The sequence below is a fragment of the Rhizobium vallis genome, assembly GCF_003985155.1.
In the GTDB taxonomy this organism is placed as follows: Bacteria; Pseudomonadota; Alphaproteobacteria; order Rhizobiales; family Rhizobiaceae; genus Rhizobium; species Rhizobium vallis.
Genome location: NZ_ML133686.1, coordinates 737,316 through 763,739, shown reverse-complemented (window position 1 = coordinate 763,739; position 26,424 = coordinate 737,316). Strand labels below are relative to the sequence as shown.

26 protein-coding genes are annotated in these 26,424 nt (G+C 61.0%); 18 read left to right on the top strand and 8 right to left on the bottom strand.

Translation table 11 applies throughout. The annotated features are described in order from the left end of the window. From EFQ99_RS03710 to EFQ99_RS03700, 3 genes are read left to right on the top strand one after another with little or no spacing between them, the layout of a single operon-like run. Window positions 1-726, top strand: a complete 726-nt coding sequence (locus EFQ99_RS03710) for a WbqC family protein (protein ID WP_126919293.1) — start codon at window positions 1-3, stop codon at window positions 724-726. Then, window positions 723-1,583 (top strand): phytanoyl-CoA dioxygenase family protein, encoded by an 861-nt coding sequence (locus tag EFQ99_RS03705; protein WP_126919292.1) that lies wholly within the window; start codon window positions 723-725, stop codon window positions 1,581-1,583. The genes EFQ99_RS03710 and EFQ99_RS03705 overlap by 4 nt, the downstream gene beginning before the upstream one ends. Then, window positions 1,580-2,737 carry a methyltransferase domain-containing protein gene (locus EFQ99_RS03700; RefSeq protein ID WP_126919291.1) on the top strand — a complete coding sequence of 386 codons (1,158 nt, stop codon included), beginning with the start codon at window positions 1,580-1,582 and terminating at the stop codon, window positions 2,735-2,737. The genes EFQ99_RS03705 and EFQ99_RS03700 overlap by 4 nt, the downstream gene beginning before the upstream one ends. A gap of 36 nt (window positions 2,738-2,773) precedes the next feature. Here the strand turns inward: EFQ99_RS03700 and EFQ99_RS03695 are convergent, their stop codons facing one another. Both EFQ99_RS03695 and EFQ99_RS03690 read right to left on the bottom strand, forming a co-directional pair. Then, window positions 2,774-3,100, bottom strand: coding sequence for a hypothetical protein (locus EFQ99_RS03695; RefSeq protein ID WP_126919290.1), 327 nt, complete (start codon window positions 3,098-3,100; stop codon window positions 2,774-2,776). A 60-nt stretch (window positions 3,101-3,160) separates the two neighbouring features. Then, entirely contained in the window at window positions 3,161-4,762 is a 1,602-nt protein-coding gene (locus EFQ99_RS03690) for a GumC family protein (RefSeq protein WP_126919289.1), read from the bottom strand. Between the two features lie 135 nt (window positions 4,763-4,897). Here EFQ99_RS03690 and EFQ99_RS03685 point away from each other — a divergent pair, with 135 nt between their 5' ends. The 14 genes from EFQ99_RS03685 (at window position 4,898) to minE (ending at window position 18,533) form a co-directional block, all read left to right on the top strand. Continuing rightward, the gene (locus EFQ99_RS03685; RefSeq protein WP_126919288.1) at window positions 4,898-5,953 is read left to right on the top strand and encodes a glycoside hydrolase family 5 protein; all 1,056 of its coding nucleotides are present in this window, start codon (window positions 4,898-4,900) and stop codon (window positions 5,951-5,953) included. A 2-nt stretch (window positions 5,954-5,955) separates the two neighbouring features. After that, on the top strand, window positions 5,956-7,248 hold the full coding sequence (locus EFQ99_RS03680) for a hypothetical protein (protein ID WP_126919287.1): 1,293 nt from the start codon (window positions 5,956-5,958) through the stop codon (window positions 7,246-7,248). Between the two features lie 55 nt (window positions 7,249-7,303). Further along, window positions 7,304-8,320 carry an acyltransferase family protein gene (locus EFQ99_RS03675; RefSeq protein ID WP_126919286.1) on the top strand — a complete coding sequence of 339 codons (1,017 nt, stop codon included), beginning with the start codon at window positions 7,304-7,306 and terminating at the stop codon, window positions 8,318-8,320. A gap of 216 nt (window positions 8,321-8,536) precedes the next feature. After that, complete coding sequence (gene purU / locus EFQ99_RS03670) at window positions 8,537-9,421, top strand: formyltetrahydrofolate deformylase (RefSeq protein ID WP_126919285.1); 885 nt, start codon at window positions 8,537-8,539, stop codon at window positions 9,419-9,421. A gap of 3 nt (window positions 9,422-9,424) precedes the next feature. Beyond that, complete coding sequence (gene folD, locus EFQ99_RS03665) at window positions 9,425-10,324, top strand: bifunctional methylenetetrahydrofolate dehydrogenase/methenyltetrahydrofolate cyclohydrolase FolD (RefSeq protein WP_126919284.1); 900 nt, start codon at window positions 9,425-9,427, stop codon at window positions 10,322-10,324. 91 nt (window positions 10,325-10,415) lie between these two features. Next, window positions 10,416-11,549, top strand: coding sequence for an aminomethyl transferase family protein (locus EFQ99_RS03660; RefSeq protein WP_126919283.1), 1,134 nt, complete (start codon window positions 10,416-10,418; stop codon window positions 11,547-11,549). 11 nt (window positions 11,550-11,560) lie between these two features. Beyond that, window positions 11,561-12,166: a dimethylamine monooxygenase subunit DmmA family protein gene (locus EFQ99_RS03655; protein ID WP_126919282.1), complete on the top strand. Its 606-nt coding sequence runs from the start codon at window positions 11,561-11,563 to the stop codon at window positions 12,164-12,166. Continuing rightward, window positions 12,163-13,128 carry a PDR/VanB family oxidoreductase gene (locus tag EFQ99_RS03650; protein ID WP_126919281.1) on the top strand — a complete coding sequence of 322 codons (966 nt, stop codon included), beginning with the start codon at window positions 12,163-12,165 and terminating at the stop codon, window positions 13,126-13,128. The genes EFQ99_RS03655 and EFQ99_RS03650 overlap by 4 nt, the downstream gene beginning before the upstream one ends. Before the next feature lie 34 nt (window positions 13,129-13,162). After that, window positions 13,163-14,203 (top strand): heme-dependent oxidative N-demethylase family protein, encoded by a 1,041-nt coding sequence (locus tag EFQ99_RS03645; protein ID WP_126919280.1) that lies wholly within the window; start codon window positions 13,163-13,165, stop codon window positions 14,201-14,203. Window positions 14,204-14,287: 84 nt separating this feature from the next. Then, on the top strand, window positions 14,288-15,625 hold the full coding sequence (locus EFQ99_RS03640) for an NAD(P)-binding domain-containing protein (RefSeq protein ID WP_126919279.1): 1,338 nt from the start codon (window positions 14,288-14,290) through the stop codon (window positions 15,623-15,625). A gap of 218 nt (window positions 15,626-15,843) precedes the next feature. Beyond that, window positions 15,844-16,446 (top strand): methyl-accepting chemotaxis protein, encoded by a 603-nt coding sequence (locus EFQ99_RS03635; RefSeq protein WP_126919278.1) that lies wholly within the window; start codon window positions 15,844-15,846, stop codon window positions 16,444-16,446. Window positions 16,447-16,655: 209 nt separating this feature from the next. Then, window positions 16,656-17,378 (top strand): septum site-determining protein MinC, encoded by a 723-nt coding sequence (gene minC, locus EFQ99_RS03630; RefSeq protein WP_126919277.1) that lies wholly within the window; start codon window positions 16,656-16,658, stop codon window positions 17,376-17,378. Between the two features lie 82 nt (window positions 17,379-17,460). Further along, window positions 17,461-18,276, top strand: a complete 816-nt coding sequence (gene minD / locus EFQ99_RS03625) for a septum site-determining protein MinD (protein ID WP_126919276.1) — start codon at window positions 17,461-17,463, stop codon at window positions 18,274-18,276. After that, a complete protein-coding gene (gene minE / locus EFQ99_RS03620) occupies window positions 18,273-18,533 on the top strand; it encodes a cell division topological specificity factor MinE (protein ID WP_003574994.1) in 261 nt (86 codons plus the stop codon). The genes minD and minE overlap by 4 nt, the downstream gene beginning before the upstream one ends. A gap of 41 nt (window positions 18,534-18,574) precedes the next feature. On the opposite strand, the gene EFQ99_RS03615 is transcribed toward minE, so the two are convergent. The 3 genes from EFQ99_RS03615 to EFQ99_RS03605 form a co-directional block, all read right to left on the bottom strand. Continuing rightward, the gene (locus EFQ99_RS03615) at window positions 18,575-18,955 is read right to left on the bottom strand and encodes a DUF6481 family protein (RefSeq protein WP_126919275.1); all 381 of its coding nucleotides are present in this window, start codon (window positions 18,953-18,955) and stop codon (window positions 18,575-18,577) included. 32 nt (window positions 18,956-18,987) lie between these two features. After that, a complete protein-coding gene (locus tag EFQ99_RS03610; protein WP_126919274.1) occupies window positions 18,988-19,212 on the bottom strand; it encodes a hypothetical protein in 225 nt (74 codons plus the stop codon). A 164-nt stretch (window positions 19,213-19,376) separates the two neighbouring features. Continuing rightward, window positions 19,377-21,746 (bottom strand): trimethylamine N-oxide demethylase, encoded by a 2,370-nt coding sequence (locus EFQ99_RS03605; protein WP_126919273.1) that lies wholly within the window; start codon window positions 21,744-21,746, stop codon window positions 19,377-19,379. A gap of 249 nt (window positions 21,747-21,995) precedes the next feature. Here EFQ99_RS03605 and EFQ99_RS03600 point away from each other — a divergent pair, with 249 nt between their 5' ends. Beyond that, window positions 21,996-23,780, top strand: coding sequence for a trimethylamine N-oxide permease (locus EFQ99_RS03600; protein WP_126919272.1), 1,785 nt, complete (start codon window positions 21,996-21,998; stop codon window positions 23,778-23,780). 168 nt (window positions 23,781-23,948) lie between these two features. Here EFQ99_RS03600 and EFQ99_RS03595 read toward each other — a convergent pair whose 3' ends face one another. From EFQ99_RS03595 to EFQ99_RS03585, 3 genes are read right to left on the bottom strand one after another with little or no spacing between them, the layout of a single operon-like run. Continuing rightward, complete coding sequence (locus EFQ99_RS03595; RefSeq protein ID WP_126919271.1) at window positions 23,949-24,710, bottom strand: SDR family NAD(P)-dependent oxidoreductase; 762 nt, start codon at window positions 24,708-24,710, stop codon at window positions 23,949-23,951. A gap of 12 nt (window positions 24,711-24,722) precedes the next feature. Further along, window positions 24,723-25,532 carry an ABC transporter permease gene (locus tag EFQ99_RS03590; RefSeq protein WP_126919270.1) on the bottom strand — a complete coding sequence of 270 codons (810 nt, stop codon included), beginning with the start codon at window positions 25,530-25,532 and terminating at the stop codon, window positions 24,723-24,725. Next, window positions 25,532-26,398 carry an ABC transporter permease gene (locus EFQ99_RS03585; RefSeq protein ID WP_126919269.1) on the bottom strand — a complete coding sequence of 289 codons (867 nt, stop codon included), beginning with the start codon at window positions 26,396-26,398 and terminating at the stop codon, window positions 25,532-25,534. Before EFQ99_RS03585 ends, EFQ99_RS03590 begins: the two co-directional genes overlap by 1 nt. Between the last annotated feature and the right edge of the window lie 26 nt (window positions 26,399-26,424).

Sequence of the window (26,424 nt, the reverse complement as noted above, 5' to 3'; positions counted from 1 at the left end):
ATGACAGCCATCGTCATCACCCAACCGATGCTTTTTCCCTGGCCGGGCTTCTTCGAGCAGTTGATGCTGGCCGACAGCTACATCTATCTCGACGACACGCAGTTTTCGAAGGGCAGCTTTACCAACCGCATACAGCTTCTGCGTGGCAGCGACCGCTGCTGGATGACAATTCCGCTTGCAGGGAAAGGCACGTTTCAAAAGATCTCCGAGCTGCAGGCAGCTGGCGATGACTGGAAGCAGAGCCATCGGGCACTTCTGCGCCAATCCCTGCTGGGAGCCCCCTATATCGATGATGCACTGTCGATATTCGATAAGGCCTATAGCCATTCTTCGCTGATCGATCTGCTGATTGCCAGCATCGAAGAACCGGCGCGCTACATGGGCATCGGCCTCAATCGCACGATTTCGAAGACCAGCGAGATGGACGTCACGGGAACATCCTGGCGGCGCGTTCTGGATATCGTCCAGCACGCCGGCGGCGACGAATATCTGACCGGCCACGGTGCAGCCAATTATCTCGACCACAGCGCCTTCGAGGCAGAAGGCGTGCAGGTCAAGTACATGAACTACAGCCGAACAACATGGCCCCAGCCGGCAGGTGCCTCCACACCTTATGTGTCGGTTCTAGACCTGATCGCACGAATGGGTCCGGAGGCGCGTAGCTGTCTCATCCCGGCCACCGTCGCGTGGCAAGACTTTCTGAAGGAGGAAACGGTAACATCATGACACTGAGCAACAGAAACGTGCCTGCCAATGCCGCAGATGAATTTGTCTCGAAGGGCTATATCCTTCTCAAGCAGTTCTACGATCCGGCAACCTTTGTTGCGCCAATCCACGAAGGCATTCGCAAGATTATCGAGCTTGTCTGCAAGAAGTACGATATCGATGCGCCGACCGGCACCGCCTTCGAGGCCATGACCCTCGCCTATCCCCAGATCATTGCCCAGAACCGCGCCTGGGGCGGCGAGATCTATGACGCCATCAAGCATATTCCGGCCTTCCTGCGTCTCGTTTCCGATGCCGGCAACGAAGAGATCTTCGAAAAGCTGCGCCCGGGCAGCGTTCCAGGGATCACGACGACCGGCTACGGCATGCGCATCGACAATCCCGGCGAGGAGAAATTCCGCGCCCAATGGCATCAGGAATTCCCTTCGCAGCTTCGCAGCGTCGACGGCATCGTCTTCTGGACGCCGCTTCTGCCGATGAGCGAAGACATGGGCCCCGTGCAGATCGCCGAAGGCTCCCATGCCGAGGGTCTTGTTCCGGTCTATTCCGACGATGCCGGTGCGGGCAAGACCGGTGCCTACGCATTGCATCTCGACCGGGCCGAAGAGCGGCTCGCCCGCTACAAACAGGTCGCACCGCTGACCAATCCGGGCGACCTCGTTCTCATGGACTTCCTGACATTGCACCAGTCGGGCTACAACATCTCGAAGATGCCGCGCTGGAGCATCCAGTTCCGTTACTTCAACTATGCAGATCCGCTCGGCATTCGCATCGGGTGGCAGGGCTCCTTCATGGCAGGCGTCGACTTCAAAGTCGTGCTGCCTGAACTGGTGGCCACACGCGAGGAAGCGGCATGAAGCATTGCCGCATCTGCGGTGGAGCCATTGAAGCGCCGGCTTATGAAACGCCGGCGCCTGCCCTCACCTCCATCATGACCTTTCTGGACATTCCGACGCGCGTTTTCATTTGCGAGAGTTGCGGTCACGCCCAGTGCGACGATATTCCGGATATCCAAGAGTTTTACGATACGGGTTACCGCATTTCACTGAACAGCGATGGCCATGACCAGATTTTCGCGGTGAAGCCGGACGGGGCAGTGATATACAGGACAGACCACCAGACTGACATCTCGCTGCGTCTGCTCGACCTGCCCACGGGTGCAACCCTGCTCGACTACGGGGCCGCAAAGGCCGATACGTTGCGCAAGATGACGGCAGCGCGTCCGGATCTCAAGGTCCACGTCTTCGACGTCAGTGCCGACTACCAGGAGGCCTGGCAGGGATGGGTGCCACCGGAGGCCCAGGCCATATATAGCGCGCCCGAAAGCTGGAAGGGCACTTTCGACGCCGCGATGAGCCACTTCGTGATCGAGCATGTTGCCGATCCTGTGGGTTTCATCCGCGATATCGGTGCGTTGTTGCGGCCGGGCGGCCTGCTTCTTCTGTCGCTACCCAATGTTTCGGCTAATCCGGGCGACATGACCGTAGCCGACCACCTGAGCCACTTCAGCGATTCATCACTTCGCTATGCCCTCGCTGCCGGCGGCTTCACGCTGAGGACGATTGACGACACGTCTTTCCCCGGCGCCTTCTTTGCCGTTGCGGAAAAGTCTGCGGTTCCTGTGAAACCCTATCAGGATCACGAAGCGGTCGCAGCAGCGGTGGCGCGCGCGCACGAGATCTGCGATTTCTGGACGAAGGCCACCTTGCATCTCGACGATGCAGCGAGACGGCTTTCCGGCAAGCGCGCGGCGATCTATGGTGCCGGCGCCTATGGGAGCTGGATCTGCAGCCGTATCGGCAAACATGTCGAGCTAACCGCCTTCCTCGACCAGAATCCGGGTCTGCAGAATAAGGAGCATTTCGGCTACCCAGTGATTGCACCGACCGCAATCGCCGAAGATGCGGAGGCGCTGTTCATCGGCCTCAATCCGCTGAAGGCTCGTGCAGCGATCGCTAACATGCCATATCTGCAGAAGTCGGGTCTGGAACTGCTCTGGCTGGAAGCCTGAAAACGAACTGGCCGGCGACGTTTCCGCCTCCGGCCCTTACCGCACCGGCTGATAGTGGCCGCGGAGCGGCACCTTCTCGCCCGCGGTGACGAAACCGTCGCGATCGCAGACATATACCAGCGTCGGCATGCCGCCTGAGCGGAAGATCTCGTCGTGGCGGCGGCGGATCTGGACGGTTTCGGTGCGGCAATTATAGGATTCCTCTTCCTTCTTGTCCGGCTGCGCCTTGACGCCGGGAAGGCCCTTGTAGGGGTAGAGGGGCTGAACGTCCGATTTGACCGCTTTCGTCCAGTCGACGGCGGATGCCGGGGCGAGGCCGGACACGGCTACGAGCGATATCAAAAGCATCATCAAAGGCCGCATGGGACTCTCCCGCCGGCGACAAGCCGCCTATTACCGATGTAGGAAAACCGATGGCCGTCATCAAGCGGTGCGGGCCGGTGATCTCTTGAAATAACTTCTGATGACGGGATGGCCGAAGAGACCGGCGAGGATTGCAAAGCCCGCGCCGAGGAAGAAACCGGCGAGGGCGCCGCCGATGATGCCGGCGACCAGCAGGATCTTCTTTCCGGGGCCATCGGGCTTGACCGGCGGCTCGGCCGGCGAAATCACGCGGATATTGCTTTGACTGAGGCTCTGCTCCTCGCTCGTCTGGCCGGAGCGCTTCAGCACCGTTTCGTAGATATCCCGCGCCGCGGTTGCCTTGCGCTGCAATTCGTTCAGTTCCACCTGCTTGTCGGAGGTGCTCGCTTGCAGCGCCTTTTGCACGGCCAGCTCCTTAGCGATGCTGTCCTCGGCGGCCTTTGCCTGCTCATATTCGCCCCTTGCCGAGGTGGCAAGACGCTGCAATTCGCCCCTGATTTCGCCTGATATGCTCTGGAGCGAGGAGCGGGCTGCCTGCAGGCGCGGATGACGCGCGCCCATCTGGCTTTCGAGGCTGCCGACTGCGGCTGCCTGGGTGGCATATTGCTGGCGCAGGCTGACGAGTGGCGAGGTGACGCCGCCCTCCGTCTGGTTGCCCGCGACGATGTCCTCGACGCGAAGATTGGCGACGGCATCGGCGCGTGCCTTCGCCTGAATGGTCTTTTCCTGCGCCGTCACCAGCAACGTGTTCAGCGAGACGAGCCGCTGATCGGAGATCAGGTTGCCTTCGGTCGCGGCCATGTCGTTGTCGGCACGGAAGGTTTCGACAGCCTGTTCGGCCTCCAGCACCTTCTGGCGCAGGTCATTGAGCCGTCCGTCGAGCGTCGACGAGGTATTCTCGTATATGCCGTTCGAAGCGTTGTTCTCCTCCTCGGTGAAAGAGGTGACGACTTGGTTGGCAAGCCTTGCGGATTTCTCCGGGTCATTGGTCGTGGCGGCAAGCGAGACGACATAGGTGCTGGCCTGGCGGGTGATCACAAGCGCCTTCTGCAGGGCGCCGATCACGGCAGCGCCATCCGCCCTGCCGCCGGTGAATTCCGGATCCTGGTCAAGCTTCATGGCGTCGACGACACGGCGCAGCACGTTGCCCGAGGTCAGGATCTGCACCTGGCTATCGATCAGTGCCGAGATCATTTCCGGCGAGGGGCCGGAGGATTGCGTGCCCGCGTCGGCAAGGCCGATCTGGCGAGGATCGAAATAAAGGCTGCTGACGGCGGTGAACTTCTGCGCGATCCGCGGCGCCACCACAGCGCCAGCAGCAGCGCCGAGCAGCGCCAGACCCAGCACGATCAGCCGCCGGCTCCAGATCGCGGCGATACTGGAGCGAAGGTCGATAAGCGGTGCGGCAGGCGCGGACGGTGCTTCAACGGCAGGCTGTTTTGCAGGCAAAGGCGGAGGGATCGGACGTTCATATTGGCGGGTTTCCGCAGGGCTTGCCGGCGGCACGAAAGGGGGCGGGGTGGGATCAGGCGCCGGACGGGCGTAATCATCCGGGCGGACGACAGGGCTGCGCATGCGCACGCCTTCCGGCGCAGTCTGAGAGAGCTCATAACTGCGCCAGCCGGGAAGCCGGCTTACCCTGTTCCTGTCATACTGGTTCATACGCGCACTCGTGTCCCGCCCAGCGTGAAAGACTGAAGCCGAGGTGGCTGAGACTTTAGAAATTCTTAGCTAACGGACCGTTAAAATCGGGTGGCGACGCTGATGTTGCATTTTGCCGTGATTGCGAGGATGGCCATGAGGACGACACGACATCTGATGGCGCTGCTGCTTGCGGCCGCCCTCGCCCCGTCGTCCGCACTTGCGGCCGGCGCGCCCTGCTATCGCGGCGTCAACCTTTCCGGCGGCGAATATGGCGAGCGCGGCGGCACATACGGCACGAACTATACTTATCCCAGCGAGGAAACGATCCGCTATTTCGCCAAAAAGGGCATGACGATCATCCGGCTGCCCTTCCGTTGGGAGCGGCTGCAGCCGGCACTTGGCGGGCGGCTCGACGACGACGAGCTCAAGCGGCTCAAAGATACTGTCGGCCTGATCCGCAAGCATGGCATGGCGGTTCTGCTCGACCCGCATAATTTCGGCTACTACGACAAGACCCAGCTCGGCACGGCGCCGGCGACGAATGCCGCATTCGCCGATTTCTGGGCCAGGCTCGCCGTCGAATTCGCCAATCAGCACGGCGTGCTCTTCGGCCTGATGAACGAGCCGCATGACATCAAGGCGACGACCTGGCTCAATGCCGCCAATGCGGCGATCCGCAGCATCCGTGCGGTGGGCGCGCGCAACCTCATCCTGGTGCCGGGCACGGCATGGAGCGGAGCGGCAAGCTGGGAAAAGGACGTGATCGGCGGCGCCAACGGCACCGTCATGCTCGGCGTGCGCGATCCGCTCGACTTTTACGCTTTCGAGGTCCACCAGTATCTCGACGCCGATTCCTCCGGAACCCATCCGACCTGCGAGGGTGCTGATGCCGCAGTTGAAGCGATCGCCGGTGTCACGGCCTGGCTGAAGCGGAACCACAAACGCGGCTTCCTCGGTGAATTCGGCGCCTCGGCCGACAAGGACTGCATGGATGGGCTGACGAAGATCTATGCCACCATGTCCGGGAATAGCGACGTCTGGCTCGGCTGGTCCTATTGGGCGGCGGGGGAATGGTGGCCGGCGGACGAACCCTTCAACGTCCAGCCGCGTGACGGCGCCGAGCGGCCGCAGATGCGGCTTCTCACTGAGGCGGCGAAAGCCAAAGCCGACGCGAGCGCCTGCACCGCCGTCAAGCCGATGGGGAACTGAGGATGGCGGCCAGCGACCACGAGACTGCGAATTTTCCCTTGGCCGGCGCCGTTACCGGCAACCGGCTCGATGCGGCCGGCGAGGCATCGCGGACCGATTATCCGGTGCTCTGGCTCGGCCTGCTTTCGGTGCTCTATAACGGCATTCTCGCCTTCATCAACCACAACATCATGCCGCTCTCGATGACGCATGTCGCCGCCAGCGAAGGCCTGATCATGGCGAGCGCCATCATCTACATCCTGCACAAGGGCATCTACGAGACGGATCTTCCTGCCTTCCTGTTCCTGCTGTTCACGCTCGTCGTGACAATCTATATCAGCGTGCTCAACCGCCTGCCGTTCATCGATCATTTCCGCAACGTGCTGATCATCTTCTGCTTTACCGGGCTCGGAAGCTGGAGCAATGAAAAGACGATGAAGCTCGCCTTTCGCTGGGCAAGCCTCGTCGTGCTGATCTTTCTGATCTTCGAGATCATCAGCGTGCCTTTCTATGTCAGCATCGTCCATCCGTCCGATTATTTCGCCAATACGCGCGGACTGCTGCCGATGAGCTTTAACAAGACAGGCCTGTTCCAGAATGCGCTCGGCTTTCCCGAGCGCTTCTCCTTCGGCATCATCGACCACCGCTCGTCCTCTATCTTTCTCGAGCAGGTATCGCTCGCCAATTTCTGTGGCGTGATCGCGATCTATCTGATCTCCACCTGGGAAAGGCTCGGGCGCTGGGACCGGCTGCTGTGCATCGGTACTGCCGTGCTGATCCTGGTGACGAACGACACGCGCACCATGCTGATCTTCTGCTTTGCCTGCATCGTCGGCTATTTCGTCTTTCCGAAGATACCGAAGAATTTCAACCTGGCGCTCATGCCGCTGATCGTCGCCGCGGGTTTCCTCGTCTATGTCCTGAAACCCAATGCGACGGGCGACAATTTCACCGGCCGCATCAACCTGACAATGAAGAAGATCATGGAGCTCGATCCGCTTGCCATCCTCGGGCTTTCGGTCGACAGGATCGCCGATTTCGCCGACAGCGGCTATGTCTACCTGATCTATGGCGCGACGATCTTCGGCGTCATCGCCTTCTGGCTGTTCGTCTGCCTCTTTCCGGCCGGACGCACGGCGGCGCAGCGGCGCTGCGCCCATTCACTTTCTCTTTTCATTTTTCTGAATATGATGATCGGGGGAACCGCGGTCTTCTCGATGAAGATCGCTGGGCTCCTGTGGTTCGTCGTCGGATATATGCGCTTCCACGACAGCCCGCGCATCCGGCAGGGTCGTGCGGCAGATGTACTGAGTTGACCGCAGCGGCACGGTAAAGACCGGTGTCCGCGAGCCCGAGGGAGCAAGACACCAGATGCTTGTCCAGCTTCAATATCTGCGCGCTATCGCGGCGCTGATGGTCGTCTATTTCCATGCGATATTGCAGCTTGCCAAGGTCAATCCGGCGGTCGACGCCACTGCCTTCATCTATGGTGAAACCGGTGTCGACATCTTCTTCGTCTTGAGCGGTTTCGTGATGTGGCTGACGACGAGCGGACGCGCGATGAGCCCGGTCGATTTCGCCCGCCGGCGCATCAAAAGGATCGTGCCCCTCTATTGGCTGGCGACTTTGTTTTCGGCGGCGGTGGCGCTGGTGGCGCCGTCACTCTTGAAATCGACAGTATTCGACCTGCCGCATCTCATTGCTTCGCTGTTTTTCCTGCCCTGGATCAATCCCGCCGATCCCAGCATGATCGTTCCCGTGATCGTGCCGGGATGGACGCTGAACTACGAGATGTTCTTCTACTTCGTGTTTGCGCTGCTGCTGCCGCTGCAGGAAGTCCGCCGGATCCCGGCGATGTTTGCCATATTCGCGGTGATCCTGATCGCCTGCCGGCTGCTGCCTGATACAACCGCCACCCGCTTCTACGGCGAGCCGATCATATTGGAATTTCTCGCCGGCGTCGTGCTCGGCTGGCTCTACCGGCAGAAGATGCTGCTACCGACCCGCTGGGCATGGGCGGCACTTGCATTGGGTTTTGCGTTTCTGTTTATCAACGAGGCGCTGATGCGCCCGGAAAGCCGGTTCTACGCCTGGGGCATCCCGGCAATCTTCATCCTTTATGGCGCTGTTTCCATCGACTTTTCCAGGCTGCCCGTCATCGGCTGGCTGAACTATCTCGGCGACTGCTCATACAGCATCTACATCACCCACGCCTTCACGCTGGCTTTTCTCAGGATCGCCGCCGACCGCCTGCCGATCGGCATCCTGCAGCAGCCGGTGCTCTTCGTGATCTTCTCGCTGGTGCTCTCTTCGATCGGCGGTGCCGTCATCCATGAGATCACCACGCCCCGTCGGAAAGTCGCCATGGTGAGCCGCCCGCCGGCCTAAAGTGCGTCGAAGGCGAGAATACGCATCCAAGCGGCGCTGACGGCACAGCTTTTTGCGCAACTTCTCCTAAGCTTCAGACTTGGCAATGAGAGAACTTGCAGAAGCGTGATGGTTTCTCTTGCAATTTGTCGCATCAATGAAAGTGCGCCGGCCTATTCGCGGCCCGGGCTTTGATCTAAGCACGGCGGCGGCCTTGCAGAGGGAAGAGGGAAAGACATGAGAAGCTATGTATTGACGGTATCCTGCAAATCGACGCGCGGCATCGTGGCGGCGATTTCGAGCTATCTGGCCGACAAGGGCTGCAACATCATCGACAGTTCGCAGTTCGACGATCTCGATACCGGCAAGTTCTTCATGCGCGTCAGCTTCATTTCCGAAGAAGGCCTTTCCGGCGCCGAGATCGGTGCTGATTTTTCAGCCGTCGCCGCCCCCTTCGAAATGGATTACGAATTCCACGACAGCGAAAAGCGCATGAAGGTGCTGCTGATGGTGTCGCGCTTCGGCCATTGTCTCAACGACCTGCTCTACCGCTGGAAGATCGGCGCATTGCCGATCGACATCGTCGGCGTCGTCTCCAACCATTTCGACTACCAGAAGGTCGTGGTCAACCACGACATCCCGTTCCACCACATCCCGGTCACCAAGGCCAACAAGGTGCAGGCCGAGGCCCGCATCATGGAAGTCGCCGAGCAGACCGGTACCGAACTGATCGTGCTCGCCCGCTACATGCAGATCCTGTCGGACGAGATGTGCCAGAAGATGTCGGGCAAAATCATCAACATCCACCATTCCTTCCTGCCGAGCTTCAAGGGCGCCAACCCCTACAAGCAGGCCTATGGCCGCGGCGTCAAGCTGATCGGGGCGACGGCGCATTACGTCACCGCCGATCTCGACGAAGGCCCGATCATCGAGCAGGACACCGCGCGCATCACCCATGCGCAGTCGCCCGACGATTATGTCTCGATCGGCCGTGATGTCGAAAGCCAGGTGCTGGCGCGCGCCATCCACGCCCATATCCATCACCGCACCTTCATCAACGGCAACCGCACCGTGGTCTTCCCGGCAAGCCCCGGAAGCTACGCATCCGAACGCATGGGTTGAGAGATGGTTGAGGTCATCGACGGCAAGCTTGTTGCGGCATCCGTAATCGAGACGGTGAAGGCTGCAACGGCAGCGCTGGAAAAGACGAGCGGCGTCACGACAGGTCTTGCCGTCATTATCGTCGGCGACGATCCGGCAAGCCACGCCTATGTCGGCTCGAAGAGCCGTATGGCCAAGGAGTGCGGCTTCAAATCCGTCCAGCACACGCTGCCGGCCGAGACGAAGCAGGAGGAGCTTGCAGCCCTCGTCGCCAGCCTCAACGCCGATCCGTCGATCCACGGCATCCTGGTGCAGCTGCCCTTGCCGAAGCCGCTCGACAGCGAGCCGATCATCCAGTCGATCCTGCCGGAAAAGGATGTCGATGGCTTGAGCACCGTCAATGCCGGCAAGCTGGCGATCGGTGATCTCAAAACCGGGTTGGTCTCCTGCACGCCGGCCGGCGCCATGGTCTTCGTCCGCCGCACCCATGGCGAGGATCTCTCCGGCCTCAACGCCGTCGTCATCGGCCGTTCCAATCTGTTCGGCAAGCCGATGGCGCAATTGCTGCTCAATGCCAATGCGACGGTGACGATCGCCCACTCCAGGACCAAGAACCTCGCCGAGGTCTGCCGCAATGCCGATATCCTGGTCGCCGCCGTCGGCCGGCCGGAAATGGTGAAAGCCGATTGGGTCAAGCCGGGTGCAACGGTGATCGACGTCGGCATCAACCGTATTCCAGCACCGGAAAGAGGCGAGGGCAAGACCCGGCTGGTCGGCGACGTCGCCTTCGTGGAGGTCTCCGAAGTCGCCAGCACCATCACCCCGGTTCCGGGTGGCGTCGGGCCGATGACCATCGCCATGCTGATGGCCAACACCGTCATCGCTGCCCATCGCACTGCCGGGCAGGTGCCGCCGAAGTTTTGATTGGAATGCCGCCGGGCGGGCTTGCCATGGCGCAAAACATTTATATAGTCAGGAAATAAATATTCCGTAGAGGAAATAAGAGGGAACGGAAATGGCTCTATCATGGCGTTTCTCCGCCTTGGCGGATCGGCATCGCGCTCTGGGATCGAAGCTCGAGGACTGGAGCGGTATGGGAACCGCCTGGACCTATGACAAGGACATGTCGGAAGAACATGTCGCGGTCCGCACCAAGGCCGGTATCATGGACGTCTCGGGCTTGAAGAAGGTGCATCTGGTCGGCCCGCACGCCATTGCCGTGCTGGATTATATCACCAGCCGCGATATGACGAAGATCTATCCCGGTCGCTCGGTCTATGCGACCATGCTGAACGACCGCGGCCACTTCACCGACGACTGCATCGTCTATCGCACCGGCCCGAACTCCTGGATGCTGGTGCACGGCTCAGGCTCCGGTCACGAGGAACTCGTAAAGCAGGCAGCGGGCCGCAATTGCGCCGTGCTCTTCGACGACGACCTGCATGACCTCTCGCTGCAGGGTCCGCTTGCGGTCGACTATCTCGCCAAATATGTGCCCGGCATCCGCGACCTCAAATATTTCCACCACATGCAGACGACGCTGTTCGGCGTACCTGTGATGATCTCGCGCACCGGCTATACCGGTGAGCGCGGCTACGAGATCTTCGTGCGCGGCCAGGACGCCGTCATGGTCTGGGACCGGATCGTCGAGGAGGGCAAGGAGATGGGCATCATCCCGTGCTGCTTCTCCGTTCTCGACATGCTGCGCGTCGAAAGCTACCTGCTGTTCTACCCCTACGACAATTCGCAGATGTATCCCTTCGCCGACCAGCCGCCCGGCGACAGCCTCTGGGAACTCGGCCTCGACTTCACCGTCAGCCCCGGCAAGACGGGCTTCCGCGGCGCAGAGGAACATGCCCGCCTCAAGGGCAAGGAGCGCTTCAAGATCTTCGGCATGCTGATCGATGCCGACGGACCGGCCGATCTCGGCGACGAAGTCTTTGCCGACGGCAAAAAGGTCGGCGTCATTACCTGCCCGAGCTATTCGTCGCTGACGAAGAAATCCATGGCGATCGCCCGCCTGGACGTTGACAAGGCGGTGCACGGGACGAAACTCGAAGTGCGCGGCAAGACCGTCAAGGCAGGCGCCACCGCCCACACGCTTCCTTTCGACGATCCGGAGAAGAAGAAGAGGACTGCCTTGGGTTAAGGAGCACGCCAATGCTCGTTGCAGGCATCAAGAGCCGACCGGTCTACAAGGGCCTGACCATCCAGCCGAACGCCCGGCGGCACATTTTCGCGCTCGAAGGGGAGGGCGCCAAAGCTCTCCTCGACCAGCGGGCAGCACTTGACGAAGCGGCCCTTTCCCGCAGCGAAATCCTCTATGTCGCCCGCGGCTCTCAAGGGTCCGGCCTGGACGAGACACTCAGCCATCTCGGCGCCGACATGTTCTTCACCGCGCCGACCATCGCAACGCTGCTCTTCCGATTGAAGGGTTCTCTCGCCACCGCCCATATGGGCACGCGGCTCTATATCGCGGGCACGGAAGGCTTCATCGGCCAGGCGATGCTCGTGGCGCTCGACTACGGCATGGACCATGCCTCTGTCATCACCGAGCATCGCGGCTCGCTGGCCAGGCGCGTGCAATGCGTCCATTGCAAGGGCATCACCGACGACGTCACCAGCAGCCCCTTTGCCTGCAGCCATTGCGGGCTGACGCTTCTGGTGCGCGACCATTATTCGCGCCGGCTTGCCGCCTTCCAGGGCGTCAATATCGATGCGGAAGAGCCCGGCAGCGCGCCCAATCCGGAGGAGTTGTTCCTTTGAGCGGTGGTACAGAAATTCCCGTCCGCGTGGCGCGGATCACGCCGATCGCCGAACGCGTCAAACGTTTCCGCTTCGAGCGCCTGGATGGCAAGCCGATGCCATATTTTTCCGGCGGCGCCCATATCATCGTCTCGATGAACGATGGCGGCCATATGCGCCGCAACGCCTATTCGCTGATGTCGCCGCCACATGATTGTGCGGCCTATGAGATCAGCGTGCTGCATGTCGAGGATTCGCGCGGCGGCTCCACCTTCATGCATGAGAAGGTCAGCGAAGGCGACGAACTGAAGGTCAGCTATCCAGTCAACCTGTTCCAGCCCGACTGGCGCGGGCGCAAGCATCTTCTGATCGCCGGCGGCATCGGCATTACACCCTTCATCGCGATGATGGAGCAGTTTTCCCGCGAAGGCGCCAATTTCGAACTGCACTATGCCATACGCACGCGCGACCGCGGCGCCTACTGGCGGGAACTCCAGGAGCGTTACGGCCAGCATCGCATCAAGATCCATTGCGATGCCGAAGGCGGCGCCATTCCCCTGACGCGCCTGCTCGACAGCCAGCCGCTCGGCACGCATCTCTATGTCTGCGGCCCCTCCGGCATGATCGACGGCGTGCTCAAAACAGGGCTTAACGCCGGCTGGCCGGAGCAGAACCTGCATTCGGAACGGTTCCTGTCGTCGCTACCCGGCAAGCCCTTCTCGATCGAGCTGCTGCGGTCCGGCAAGACCGTGAAGGTCGGCCATCACGAAAGCATGCTGGAGGCAATCGAGGCGGCGGGCGTCGACGCACCCTTCCTCTGTCGCGGCGGGGCCTGCGGTCAATGCGAAACCGCAGTCGTCACCTGCGACGGCAAGCTGTTGCACAATGACGTCTATCTGACGAGCGAAGAAAAAGCATCCGGCCGCAAGGTGATGATCTGCGTTTCCCGTTTCGAGGGAAACACGCTTCATCTTGATCTCTGACGGCATCGGGAACAGCGGAACAAGGAGACCGGACATGGCAATCGTCTTCAAGCAGGAAACCTTCCGGAACGATTTCAGCTACCGGAACAGCCCGGAAAACATCCGGCGCTTCCCGTTTCCCTTCGACCGCGACGAATACATGTATTCGGTCAACATGGAGCCGCATGTGCACGGCCGGGCGGGAACCGTCTACGAAAGCCTGATCGACGTCGACGAGCATTACGTCGCCGAGATGCATGACCGGGCGCTGGTGCTGAAGGAAGACCGGCTGCGCTATCAGGCGCTGCCGCACATGATGAGCGCGCAATGGGATACGCTCGAACTTTTGATGGAACAGCAGGCGGCGGGTTATCCCGACCACTTCACGCTGATCCGCAACGGCGACCAGTGGCGCTGGATCAACCGCCCGCTCGGCATCGACGACAGCTTCACCTTCGGCGATGCTTCGACGCTGCCCTATGAGCCCTTCGAATATATCACCCGCCAGGCCCAGGGCGATTTCTGCATCGTCGACCAGCGCGACGGCAATCTCTGGATGGATGCCGGCATGGTGACGACGCAGGCCGACTGGTCGCTCGATTTCGACATCGGCATGAACTTCATGGAATGGCACGGCCCTGTGCCGCTCGCCCACCAGATCGGCGTCTTCGACCGGGCGCTGAAATTCCTTTTGAACCTGCAGCAGGGCAAACCGACCCGGCGTTTCAACTGGACGATGACGATCAATCCGCGGCTCGACACCAGCCCGGAGAATTATCCCAAATGGGGTCCCGACCGCACGACGGTGACGCCTGAGAATGTCGGCGAGAAGGTGCATCTGCGCGTCGAATTGCAGAGCCTTTGGCGCCTGCCGCGCTCGAACGCCATTCTCTTCGTCATCCGCTGCTACCTGATGAACATGGATGAGCTCGTCACCGTGCCGAAATGGGCGCGGCGCTTCCCGCGCGTGCTGAGGACGCTGCCGCCGGAGCTTATCGACTACAAGGGCCTTACCCGCTTCCGCGAGACCACGATCGACTGGCTTTCCAAATATGACGATGGGGCGCCGACCAGCCCCGGCATCTATCCGGACTGAGGCGCAGGGATGCGCACCAGCGCCGTGCGTCTTCTCAGACGCGCGAAACTAAGCAATGACATATAATCAAGAGGGGAATGCTTCATGACAAGAGTAGCCGTCATCGGTGCCGGTCCTTCCGGGTTGGCGCAGCTGCGCGCCTTTCAATCGGCCGCCCAGAAGGGCGCCGAAATCCCGGAGATCGTCTGCTTCGAAAAGCAATCGGACTGGGGCGGGCTCTGGAATTACACCTGGCGCACCGGCCTCGACGAATATGGCGAGCCGGTCCACGGCAGCATGTATCGTTACCTCTGGTCGAATGGCCCGAAGGAATGCCTCGAATTCGCCGATTATTCCTTCGAGGAGCATTTCGGCAAGCCGATCGCCTCCTATCCGCCCCGCGCCGTGCTCTGGGATTACATCAAGGGCCGCGTCGAGAAGGCGAATGTCCGCCATTGGGTGCGCTTCAGCACGCCGGTACGCATGGTCCGCTTCGACGATCAGACGAAGAAATTCACGGTGACGGCGCATAACCGCATCGAGGACCGGATGTATGACGAGGAGTTCGACTATGTGGTCGTCGCCTCCGGTCATTTCTCGACGCCGAATGTGCCTTACTTCGAGGGCGTCAAGACCTTCAACGGCCGCGTGCTGCACGCCCACGACTTCCGCGACGCGCTGGAGTTCAAGGGCAAGGACATCCTGCTCGTCGGTCGCAGCTATTCGGCCGAGGACATTGGTTCGCAATGCTGGAAATACGGCGCAAAATCGGTGACGACGAGCTACCGCTCGAAGCCGATGGGCTTCAAATGGCCTGAAAATTTCGAGGAGCGGCCGCTGCTGACTAGGCTCGAAAATCGCACGGCGCATTTCCTCGACGGCTCGACCAAGGAGGTCGATGCGGTGATCCTCTGCACCGGATATCAGCACCATTTCCCCTTCCTGCCCGATGATCTCCGGCTGAAAACCGCCAACCGCCTCTGGGCCGACAGCCTCTACAAGGGCGTGATCTTCGACAAGAACCCGCAGCTTTTCTATATCGGCATGCAGGACCAGTTCTACACCTTCAACATGTTCGACGTGCAGGCATGGTGGGCCCGCGACGTGATGATGGGCCGCATCACCCTGCCGCCGGAAGAGGAGCTGAAGGCGAATTTCGACATGTGGCGCGCCCGTGAGGAGACGCTCGAAGATGCCGAGCAGATGATCTGGTACCAGGGCGACTATGTGAAGGAACTGCTCGCCGAGACCGACTATCCCTCCTTCGACATTGAGGGCACGAACAAAACCTTCATGGAGTGGGAACATCACAAGGCCCACAACATCATGGGCTTCCGCGACCATGCCTACCGGTCGCTGATGACCGGCAACATGTCGCCGACGCATCACACACCCTGGGTCGAGGCGCTCGACGATTCCATGGAGGAATATCTGCGCAACTGATAGCCGGCTGCTGCAAAAATCCCTAAATCCGAATCGGATTTCAGGATAAATTATCCAGCAATTCAAAGTGCTACAGCGTCCTTGGCGGTCTCTCGAAAAGAACCACGACGCTGTAGGCTCCGCGTATCAGGAAGAGAGCCGTTCGTCGCGGCTCCTTCCAGCGTCAAAGTGAAGCGAGTAATCCAATTTCACAGCTCCTCTTTTCGAGCGAGGCCTTCATGGATTTTCAAACGAGCATTCTCGGGCGCATGAGCGGTTTTCTCTATCGCTGCCGCGCCGACGAAAACTACACGATGCTTGAGATGACCAACGGCATCGAGCGGATCTTCGGTTATCCCCTCGACGAAATCATCGGCAACCGCAAGCGGACCTTTACCTCGATCATGTACGAGGAAGACGTGCCTCTGATGGACGAGATCGTCGGACAGGCGCTGGAGAAACGCACCGACTGGACGATGGAATATCGTATCCGCCACGCCATGGGCCACCTGATCTGGGTCACCGAGACCGGTGGCGGCATCTGGGATCAGAAGGGCGAGCTTCTCTACCTCGAAGGCAGCATCATCAACATCGAATCGCTCTACCAGCGAATCGATGAACAGACCGCCGACATGCGAGTCACCGCCTCGAAGACCAACGAGATCCTGCAATCGCTGCGCTATCTGAAGCTACTCGCCGTTAATGCCGGCATCGAAGCGGCCCGCGCCGGCACCGCCGGGTCGGGTTTTGCCGTGCTTGCCGCCGAGATGCGCACTCTGGCCAACTCCTCCGAAGAGGCCGCACGCGCCATTTCCGACGCGCAACGCAAGGCGCAAGGCTGAGCCTTGCGCGAGGAGCGGCGGATTTGCGGTTCAAGTCGAAAGCCGCATCATTAACCGTTTAGCGATTTAACAGAAATAGAAGCATTTTCAGCAACTTGTCTCGCCACCTCTTTGCGAGAAAATGATGTCATAGTGGGTAATATTAAGGCCGCGTTAACTTTTTGTTAACCATAGCAGCGGTAGACATGGTCAACGATTTCTTCACATAGATGACCAAAGTGCTAACAGACGCTCGCTCTATCCGCATCAAGGGCCGCTCTTTCCTGGCGGTCATGCTGTCCCCGGATCTTCCGATCGATGATTGGTTGATCAGGCTGGACGATCTGGCTGCGCGTTCGGCCGGTTTCTTCCTCGGACGGCCCGTTGTGCTCGACCTGACGGACCTGCAAATCGACCGGCCGCAGCTGAAGGACCTGATTGCCGAACTTGCCAAGCGCAATGTCAGCATCATGGGTATCGAAGGTGCACGGCCTTCGATCCTCGGCTCCGGCATGCCGCCGGCACTCAAAGGCGGTCGGTCGGTTTCCGATATCGAGGTTCCCGCCGCCAAAGAGGACGCTGGACCGTCGACCAAGCCGGCAATGGCTGAAACCCGCCCGGCAATGCAATCGATCGTCATCCGGGAACCCGTGCGCTCCGGACAATCGGTGATCTTCCCGGAAGGTGACGTCACCGTCATCGGATCGGTCGCCTCAGGTGCTGAGGTCATTGCCGGAGGGTCCGTCCATATCTATGGCGCCTTGCGGGGCCGAGCCATGGCAGGATCCATTGGAAACGCCTCGGCACGGATATTTTGCCGCAAGCTCGAGGCCGAGCTGGTGGCAATCGACGGCATCTACAAAATGGCGGAAGACATGGCCTCCAATCTTCGCGGACAGGCTGTCCAGCTCTGGCTCGAAGACGATGCGATCATGGCGGAAAAACTGATCTGACCACAGCGCCGCGCGTCTCTTCAGACGCGCAAAGGACGCTGCAACACCTTGAATTACTGCGGCCACGGCAAAGGAGAGAAACATGGGGAAAGTGATCGTCGTCACGTCAGGCAAGGGCGGGGTCGGCAAGACCACCTCGACCGCCGCATTGGGAGCGGCGCTGGCGCAACGCAATGAAAAAGTCGTCGTCGTCGATTTCGACGTCGGCTTGCGCAATCTCGACCTCGTCATGGGCGCTGAACGCAGGGTCGTCTACGACCTGATCAATGTCATTCAGGGCGATGCCAAGCTTACCCAGGCGCTGATCCGCGACAAGCGACTGGAAACGCTGTTCCTGCTGCCGGCCTCGCAGACGCGCGACAAGGACAATCTGACGGCCGAGGGCGTCGAGCGCGTCATCAACGATCTGAAGCGCTATTTCGATTGGATCATCTGCGACAGCCCCGCCGGAATCGAGCGTGGCGCAACGCTTGCCATGCGTCACGCCGACGTTGCCGTAGTCGTCACCAATCCCGAAGTCTCGTCGGTGCGCGATTCCGATCGCATTATCGGCCTGCTCGACGCCAAGACCGCCAAGGCCGAGCGCGGCGAGCGGATGGAGAAGCACCTCCTGCTCACCCGCTACGACGCCAACCGCGCAGAACGCGGCGACATGCTGAAGGTCGACGACGTTCTGGAGATCCTGTCCATCCCGCTGCTCGGCATCGTGCCGGAAAGCATGGATGTCCTGCGCGCCTCCAACATCGGCGCACCGGTCACGCTGGCAGAGAGCCGCAGCGCGGCTGCGATGGCCTATTTCGATGCCGCCCGCCGGCTCGCCGGCGAGGTTCTGCCGGTCACAATCCCCGAGGAAAAACGGAATATTTTCGGCAAGATCTTCGGACGGAGGGCAGCATGAATATTTTCCGTCTTTTCAACAAGCAAAGAACCGCACCGGCCGCCCGCGAACGGCTGCAGGTCCTTCTTGCCCACGAGCGTTCCTCGGCCGGGTCGGACCTCGTCTCCCTGCTGCGCGAGGAAATCCTTGCGGTGATCGCAAAACACGTGCAGCTCGACCACGACAAGGTGCAGGTGACGATCGACCGCAACGAATATGTCTCGACGCTGGAGATCGACGTCGAAATCCCGCTGAATGCAGCCGTACAGGCCGCTTGAAAGAGGGCGCTGCCTGTCGTGACGACAGGCAGCGCTGACAATCAGGACTTTCTGGCTTTGCGATTGGCGTAACGCAGGTCGCGTTCGGCCTTTCGGGCGGCTTCATCGGCAATCACCCGGGCGATCCGGTCTTTGTCAGCCGCTTCGCGCGCGTCGGCATCGGCACGTGCTGCGGCTTCGGCGGCAGCCTGACGCTCGGCTTCCGCGGCTTGAGCCCGCTCCAGCTCTTCGCGCTTTACCTGTTCGCGCGCCGCACGCCGTTCTTCCCTGGCCGCAGCAATGGCTTGGCGCTCCGCCTGCTTTGCGAGCCGGGTGGGTTCGGCCGTATCCTTGGCGGTGCGATACGCATTGAGGAGAGCAGCCTTGGCTTCGGCAGCGGCGCTGCGGCGATCGGCAAGCTCGTTGTTTCTGGCGTTTTTCAAATCTGTTTCCTGACTGTTCGACGACCCGGAGGTCAGACCTTGTTTTTTTGCTTTGCGGCAAGAGCGGTAGCCGCTGTCAAGCGATCCTGCAATTCCTTAGCCTCACGGGCTTCGCGTAACCGCAAGGTCTTTTCCTCGCGGGCCCGCACGGTCTGATCAACTTCTGCAACCGCACGGCTTCGCGCCAAGAATTGCGATTGCACGTTTCCAAAGGCAATCTCCGCCTGCTTGCGTGATTTGCTATGTGACTCTGTCATATCCGTCCTGGATTCATGCGCCGCACCGCGAACGCAACAAAAAAGGCCAGGCAAATTGCCTGACCCCGATAGTATCATGCTTTCGGCAGTGCCGGTACATCCGCAGTCAAAGGAAAGCAAACCCTTTCATGGCCGATCGCCGTCTTCGACCTCGGTAGCAGGCATTACGAGCGTGGCCGCGTCTTCTGCGGGTCGTAATGCGAAAGCGGCACGATCGTCGCCGGCAGGCGCTTCTGGTGACCGTCGAGCTTGCCGATTTCGACCTCGGTACCGGGGTTCGCATGCGTCACGTCGATACGGGCGAGCGCGATCGTCTTGCCGAGAACGGGCGAGCGCGTGGCGCTGGTGACGACGCCCACCTGGGCCCGGCCGATATGGATGCAATCGCCATGGCCGACAGCCTCTTTCGCCTTGATATCGAGGCCGACGAGCAGATGGCGCGGATGTTCCTTGCGCCGGATCAGCGCCTCGCGGCCGATGAAATCATCCTGCTTGGATTTCAGCGGCACGGTGAAGCCGATCCCGGCCTCGAAAGGATCCGTCTGGTCGGTGAATTCGTGATGGGCGAAGATCAGGCCGGCCTCGATGCGGACCATGTCGAGCGCCTCCAGCCCCATCGGCTTCAATCCATGCGGCTGACCGGCTTCCCAGACGGCGTCGAATACCGTCAGCGCATCTTTCGGATGGCAGAATATCTCATAACCAAGCTCGCCGGTGTAGCCGGTACGCGAAACGACCACCGGGGCGCCCTCGAAGCCGCCAATGCGACCGACGGTGAAGCGGAACCATTCGAGCTCTGCAATCGTCGGCTGGCGCGGCGCCGTCCAGATGATGTCCTTCAGGATATCGCGGCTCTTCGGACCCTGCAGGGCAATATTGTGCAGCTGATCGGTCGAGGAACGGACCCAGGCCTTGAAGCCCTTCTTCTCAGCCTGCTGACGCAGCCATATGCCGCTGAAATCATCGCCGCCAATCCAGCGGAAGTTCGTGTCGCCGAGCCGGAACAGCGTGCCGTCATCGATCATGCCGCCGTTTTCGTAGCACATGGCGGAATATACGACCTGGCCGGTCGAAAGTTTGCGCACGTCGCGGGTCAGGCAATATTGCAGCAGTTCCTCGGCATCCGGACCCGTCACTTCGAATTTCCGCAAGGGCGAGAGATCGATGACGGCGGCGCGCTCGCGGCAGGCCCAGTATTCCTCGACCGGACCTTCGGACGAGAAGCGGTTCGGCAGCCAGTAGCCGCGATATTCGGTGTAATCCCGCGTCAAGGCGGAGAGGCGGGGATGAAACGCGGTTTCGCGCGTCAGTTCGGCGTCGGCATCTGGGGTCATGCGATAGGCTACCGCTCGTGAGAATTTCTCTTTTCCGGAAAAGGTGCGAACGTGGATATCCGTCGGATCCCAGCCGTTCGCCGCGTCGATATCGTCGGGACAGGACGAGGAGACGCAGACGAGATCGGTCAGCGCCCGCATCAGCACGTAATCACCAGGACGCGACCACGGTTCGTCGAGATAGAGCTGGTTATTGTGGTCGATATTGGTGTTGTAAAAATAGTTCAGCGCTTCCCAGCCCTTGCGGCCGGCAATGCCATAAGGCGCCAGCGCCGCGTTGAAATTATCAGTGCAGTTGACGTGGCCGGGATAGCCCATGTCATCGTAATAGCGCGAATTGCAGGCGGTCGCGAAAGCGTCGTGGCGACCGACCGTATCCTGGATGATCTCAACCAGCGGCTCGAAGTCGCGGTCGAAAGCTTTGGAGGGCAGGCCAGGCGTCGGATAGCTGCGCCCGAGCAGCGTGCGGGTGACGGTTGAATCGAGCGCAAGGTCGAGGCCCTTGTCGACCTTGCGGGCGGCGAAGGCCTGGAAATCGGTGCACTGACGTCCATAGACATCGATGACCTGGATGAACTCGCCGGCACGGACGAAATAGGCCGCGGCGGTCGCTGCCCGGATGCGGATATCCTCAATCGGATCGGCGGCCGGCTCCGGCAGGGCCGAGGTGTAATCGCGGATCAGCAGGCTGCGCTTGATCCTGACCTCGATCGGCGTCGCCGTATCCTGCGCCTCCGGCGACATGGCGGAGGCAGGCGCTGCTACAATGAGCAAGCCCTTCATGGCAATGGTGAAATCTGCCCGGCTGCCCGGGGTCGACCCCGCGCCGAAAATGCTGAGCGCTCCGGCCACTGCCAGATCGGCGCCGCGACGCTGAAGTGCTGCACGCGTGCGGGCGGCACTCTCATCCTCCGCCTGAAGAATGGCCTTCAAACCCTCGGCTGAATTGCTGAATACCGTTCCGAGACCTTCCGCCAGGAAGCGACCTTTTTCGTCGAGGAAAGAGAGCTCGCAGACCTGGCCGCCCTCGCTGTCGATGATGCTCACGCGGTCGCCCGGCTCGACACGGATGACGACCGATCCGCCGCCCTTCGCCCGGTAACGCTCCGTGCCCTCCGGCAGGGTAGGAATGCCGGGATAATGCACGAGGCTCGCAGCCGCCGGCCGCACGCCCGTCATAGCAGGATAGAGTTCTCGCATTCTGCCCTCATGGGAGGATCGGCGTCCTCGGACACCCACCCATACAGGTTACAAAATGCCCTGGGAAAGTAAAGTCGAGTTGACTAAAAAGAAAATATCTTCACTATGCATAAAGAGTTGAGACTCGGGGAATCCGTCGGGAACACGGATCGCCAAAACCATCCGGGCGGGCTTGAGACTGTCAGGGAGACACGTTCAGGGAGACGTACAAAGATACGTCCGGAACAAATAGAGTGGGGAATTTCATCGATGACAGACATAGTGGAGGCCGGGATTCCGTCCGGCACCGAAGGTAAGCTTGTACGCGCGCTCGACTGGAAGGGCGCATTCTGGGTGGCTGCGGGCGTGCCGCCGCTTGTTCTTTTCTCCATCGGCGGTATTGCGGGAACGACGGGCAAGCTTGCCTTCGTCGTCTGGATCATCTCGATGGTGATGGGTTTCCTGCAGTCGTTCACCTATGCCGAGATTGCCGGCATGTTCGGCAATAAATCCGGCGGCGCCTCGGTCTATGGCGCCACCGCCTGGCTGCGATATTCGAAATTCATCGCGCCGCTTTCCGTCTGGTGCAATTGGTTTGCCTGGTCGCCCGTGCTGTCACTTGGCTGCGCCATCGCCGCCGGCTACATCCTCAATGCGTTCTTCCCGATTCCCGCGGCGGATTCGCAGATGGTCCTCGACTGGATCGCCGCGCATGCCGCTTCCGTCACGGCCGATAGCCCTCGCGTCGCCGAATATATCGCAGCCCATGCCGGCACCACGCCTGAAGACGCCGTCAAGGCATTGCTGAGCACCGACGGCATTGCCGCCCTGACGCCGGCAATCCGCAGTTGGTCGCTCGTCAGCTTCAGCATTCCCTTCCTTGCCACCGCCAATATCAACGCCACCTTCTTCATCGGCGGCATCCTGATGCTGATCATCTTCGCGATCCAGCATCGCGGCATCTCGGAAACGGCAAGCGTGCAGAAGTGGCTTGCTATCATCGTGCTGGTGCCGCTGCTCATCATCGGCCTTTACCCGATCGTCAGCGGCCAGATCCTTGCCACCAACGTCACCGGCCTCGTGCCGCCGACGGCCGCCTATGCCGCCGTCGACGGCACCTGGAGCAACGGCGGCTGGACGCTTTTCCTCGGCGGTCTCTATATCGCCGCCTGGTCGACCTATGGCTTCGAGACAGCCGTCTGCTACACCCGCGAACTCAAGAACCCGAAGACCGACACCTTCAAGGCGATCTTCTATTCCGGCCTTGCCTGCTGCCTGTTCTTCTTCCTCGTGCCCTTCGCCTTCCAGGGCGTTCTCGGCCATGCGGGCATGCTCGCCCCCGGCATCGTCGACGGCACCGGCGTTGCCGAAGCGCTCGGCGGGCTGATCGGCGCCGGCCGCGTCGTCACCCAGCTGCTCGTCGTGTTGATGATCCTGGCGCTCTTCCTCGCCATCATGACGGCGATGGCCGGTTCCTCGCGTACGCTCTATCAGGGTTCGAAGGACGGTTGGCTGCCCAAATATCTCGACCACGCCAACGAGCACGGCGCCCCGACACGGGCGATGTGGACAGATTTCGCCTTCAACCTCTTCCTCTTGGCTATCGCATCTGATGCCGGCGGCTATTTCTTCGTGCTCGCCGTCTCGAATGTCGGCTACATCATCTTCAACTTCCTGAACCTCAATTCCGGCTGGATCCACCGGATGGATTCGGGACATGTCGAACGGCCCTGGAAAGCGCCGGCCTGGCTGATCGGCCTCAACACCGTTCTCGCCTTCGTCAACGCACTCTTCCTCGGCGCCGGTGCCAAGGTCTGGGGTTACTCCAATGCGCTCTGGGTCGGCTTCATCTTCGCAGCCCTGATCCTGCCGGTCTTCGCCTATCGCCACTACGTGCGCGACGGCGGCAAGTTCCCGGCCGGCGCGATGGAGGATCTCGGTCTCGTCGGCCAGGATCTCGGCGTCAAGAAAGCCGGCATGCTGCCCTACCTCGCACTCGCCGGGGGCCTTGCGATCGTGTTGATCGCCAACTGGGTCTTCCAGCTACCAGCTTAAGTCGCCTCCCAAGCAGAAAGGCCGCCATGGAAACATGGCGGCTCTTTCCATGGGCGGGACGCCAGACGGCGGATGCCCTGGCCGCCTTCGCGGCAGCCACGTCGAGATAAAGGCCGAAGCGACGGCGATGCGGTTTCACCCATCGACGGTGTTGATCATTCCCATCCGTCAGACGATGGTCTCGCCGCCGTCGACGACGAGGATCTGCCCGGTCATGTAGGATGAGCGATCCGAGACGAGGAAGAGAATAGGCTCGGCGATCTCGGAGACATCTGCCCAGCGCCCGAGCGGCACTTTTTCGGCGATATAGGCTTCGATCGCGCCGCGACCGCCCATCTGGGCAATGAACGGTTCGTTGAACGGCGTGTCCACCCAGCCTGGGCAGAGCGCATTGACGCGGATGCCGAACCTGGCGTAGTCGCCGGCCATCTGCCGGGTCATCGCAATAACCGCGTGTTTCGTCGTCGTATAGGCGATCATCTCGCGATCGTAGAGCACGCCCGACGAAGAGGAGGTGTTGAGGATAACGCCGCGTCCGGCTCTCTTCATCAGAGGCATGACGAAACGCGCCGCCATGAAATGTGCCCGGACGTTCAGGCTCCATGAGCTGTCGAAGCCCTCGACCGCCACCTGTTCGAGATCACCCGCCACCTGGGCGCCGGCATGATTGTGGAGGATGTCGATACGGCCGTGACGGCCGGCGACCGAGGCGATGCCGGCTTCGAGTGCTGCGTCATCGGTGACATCGAGAACGAGGCTCTCGGCCTTGCCGCCGGCCGCCTGGATCCGACCGACGGTTTCCGCGGCATTGGCAGCGCTCCGATCGGCCACCACGACGAACGCGCCTTCCCTTGCCATGATCAGTGCGCCAGCCTGGCCGATGCCCGACCCCGCTCCGGTGACGATCGCGACGCGATTTTCAAGAATCATGGTGTTTCCCGTTCAGTTTGTTGTTTTCTCGCGCATCAGGAAGCGCGCGATGAGGATCAGTCCCAGCGATGCGATGAGCACCATGGTGGCGACGGCGTTGATCTCCGGCGTCACGCCGCGGCGGATCGAGGCGAAGACATAGATCGGCAGCGTCGTGTTCGAGCCCGCGACGAAGAAGGCGATGATGAAATCGTCGAAGGAGAAGGTGAAGGCGAGCAGGAAACCGGCCAAGATCGACGGCAGGATCTGGGGCAGCACGATCTGGCGGAAGGTGGTGAAGGGCGTGGCATAGAGATCGCTCGACGCCTCGACGATATCGCGGCCGAGGCTGGCGATGCGCGCTTTGACGATCATCGTCACCAGCGCCATGGTGAAGAGGCCGTGGGCGGCGATGATCGAGCCGTAGCCCAGTGAAAGCTTCGGCGCCTGTTCGCTCGGCCAGACGGCGGCGATCAGCGGATTGACGAAGCCGAAGACCTCGACGAGCGCAACCAGCGTCGCAATGCCGATGACGACACCCGGCACGACGATCGCAGCAGCGAACAGCCCGTCGAAGACCGCCCGGGTGCGGGCGCCGAGCCGCTCCATGCCGATTGCCGCCATCGTGCCGAAAACGGCGGCGAGCCCGGCGCTGGTAAACGCGATGATCAGGCTGTTCTGCAGGGCCTCCATCAGGAAGGTGTTGGCGAGCGCCTTGCCATACCATTGCGTGGAGAAGCCGGTGAACTCGCTGGCATTGCGGCCGGCATTGAAGGAGAACAACACGACGAGCGCTATCGGCGTATAGAGGAACAGGTAGACTGCGGTGACCAGCGCGCGCATCAGACGAGATCCACCTGGCGGGTGTCGGCAACACGCCAGGCGATGCGCATGGCGATCAGCAGCACGATGACGACGACAACGACGAGGGTGACGGCGATCGCCGAACCGAACGGCCAGTTGCGCGATTGCAGGAAGAGATCGACCAGCGCATTGCCGATGAAGAAGACCTTGCCGCCGCCGAGCAGCTGCGGGATCAGATATTCGCCGAGCAGCAGGATGGTCACGAGCGCGATGCCGGTCATCACGCCTGGAAGCGACAGCGGCAGGGTGATGCCGAAGAAGGTCGAAAGCGGCCGCGCGCCGAGATCGGCGGAAGCTTCGAGCAGCCGGCGGTCGAGTTTTTCGAGACTGACATAGATCGGCATGATCATCAGCGGCAGGTAGCCATAGACGATGCCGAGCAGCACGGCGCCCGGCGTGTTCAGCAGCCGGACATTCTCGATGCCGATCATCTCCAGCAGATGCGGAATCCCGCGGGCGCCGAGGATGTACATCCAGGCATAGGTGCGCACGAGAAGGCTGGTCCAGAAAGGGACGACGACGAGGGAGACCAGAAGCAGCCGGTATTTGGCGCTTACCTTGACGGCAAGGTAATAAGCGACGGGATAGGCGACGATCAGGCAGGCGAAGGCGCCGATCGGCGCAAGGATCAGCGTGTTCTTGAAGGCGGCGGCGCGCGAACCGAGATTGGCAAACTGTGCAAAGGTGAAAGCCGCCTGATAACCGCCCTCCGGCGCCCTCTCGCCGAAGGCGAAGACGATGATGGCGATGAAGGGCAAGACCAGGAACACGAACAGCCAGATGCTGGCCGGGGCGACGAGCGCGGCCGTGACGAGGCGTTTTTTCGTGTTTGGTGCAAGGGGCATTTCAGTTCGATCGTCTCAATGTTCGT

What these genes read in the sequence shown, in the direction of transcription:
- EFQ99_RS03710 (WP_126919293.1), top strand. Translation starts at nt 1, where the DNA reads ATGACAGCCATCGTCATCACCCAACCGATGCTTTTTCCCTGGCCGGGC.
- EFQ99_RS03705 (WP_126919292.1), top strand. Translation starts at nt 723, where the DNA reads ATGACACTGAGCAACAGAAACGTGCCTGCCAATGCCGCAGATGAATTT.
- EFQ99_RS03700 (WP_126919291.1), top strand. Translation starts at nt 1,580, where the DNA reads ATGAAGCATTGCCGCATCTGCGGTGGAGCCATTGAAGCGCCGGCTTAT.
- EFQ99_RS03695 (WP_126919290.1), bottom strand. Translation starts at nt 3,100, where the DNA reads ATGCGGCCTTTGATGATGCTTTTGATATCGCTCGTAGCCGTGTCCGGC.
- EFQ99_RS03690 (WP_126919289.1), bottom strand. Translation starts at nt 4,762, where the DNA reads ATGAACCAGTATGACAGGAACAGGGTAAGCCGGCTTCCCGGCTGGCGC.
- EFQ99_RS03685 (WP_126919288.1), top strand. Translation starts at nt 4,898, where the DNA reads ATGAGGACGACACGACATCTGATGGCGCTGCTGCTTGCGGCCGCCCTC.
- EFQ99_RS03680 (WP_126919287.1), top strand. Translation starts at nt 5,956, where the DNA reads ATGGCGGCCAGCGACCACGAGACTGCGAATTTTCCCTTGGCCGGCGCC.
- EFQ99_RS03675 (WP_126919286.1), top strand. Translation starts at nt 7,304, where the DNA reads ATGCTTGTCCAGCTTCAATATCTGCGCGCTATCGCGGCGCTGATGGTC.
- purU (WP_126919285.1), top strand. Translation starts at nt 8,537, where the DNA reads ATGAGAAGCTATGTATTGACGGTATCCTGCAAATCGACGCGCGGCATC.
- folD (WP_126919284.1), top strand. Translation starts at nt 9,425, where the DNA reads ATGGTTGAGGTCATCGACGGCAAGCTTGTTGCGGCATCCGTAATCGAG.
- EFQ99_RS03660 (WP_126919283.1), top strand. Translation starts at nt 10,416, where the DNA reads ATGGCTCTATCATGGCGTTTCTCCGCCTTGGCGGATCGGCATCGCGCT.
- EFQ99_RS03655 (WP_126919282.1), top strand. Translation starts at nt 11,561, where the DNA reads ATGCTCGTTGCAGGCATCAAGAGCCGACCGGTCTACAAGGGCCTGACC.
- EFQ99_RS03645 (WP_126919280.1), top strand. Translation starts at nt 13,163, where the DNA reads ATGGCAATCGTCTTCAAGCAGGAAACCTTCCGGAACGATTTCAGCTAC.
- EFQ99_RS03640 (WP_126919279.1), top strand. Translation starts at nt 14,288, where the DNA reads ATGACAAGAGTAGCCGTCATCGGTGCCGGTCCTTCCGGGTTGGCGCAG.
- EFQ99_RS03635 (WP_126919278.1), top strand. Translation starts at nt 15,844, where the DNA reads ATGGATTTTCAAACGAGCATTCTCGGGCGCATGAGCGGTTTTCTCTAT.
- minC (WP_126919277.1), top strand. Translation starts at nt 16,656, where the DNA reads ATGACCAAAGTGCTAACAGACGCTCGCTCTATCCGCATCAAGGGCCGC.
- minD (WP_126919276.1), top strand. Translation starts at nt 17,461, where the DNA reads ATGGGGAAAGTGATCGTCGTCACGTCAGGCAAGGGCGGGGTCGGCAAG.
- minE (WP_003574994.1), top strand. Translation starts at nt 18,273, where the DNA reads ATGAATATTTTCCGTCTTTTCAACAAGCAAAGAACCGCACCGGCCGCC.
- EFQ99_RS03610 (WP_126919274.1), bottom strand. Translation starts at nt 19,212, where the DNA reads ATGACAGAGTCACATAGCAAATCACGCAAGCAGGCGGAGATTGCCTTT.
- EFQ99_RS03605 (WP_126919273.1), bottom strand. Translation starts at nt 21,746, where the DNA reads ATGCGAGAACTCTATCCTGCTATGACGGGCGTGCGGCCGGCGGCTGCG.
- EFQ99_RS03600 (WP_126919272.1), top strand. Translation starts at nt 21,996, where the DNA reads ATGACAGACATAGTGGAGGCCGGGATTCCGTCCGGCACCGAAGGTAAG.
- EFQ99_RS03595 (WP_126919271.1), bottom strand. Translation starts at nt 24,710, where the DNA reads ATGATTCTTGAAAATCGCGTCGCGATCGTCACCGGAGCGGGGTCGGGC.
- EFQ99_RS03590 (WP_126919270.1), bottom strand. Translation starts at nt 25,532, where the DNA reads ATGCGCGCGCTGGTCACCGCAGTCTACCTGTTCCTCTATACGCCGATA.
- EFQ99_RS03585 (WP_126919269.1), bottom strand. Translation starts at nt 26,398, where the DNA reads ATGCCCCTTGCACCAAACACGAAAAAACGCCTCGTCACGGCCGCGCTC.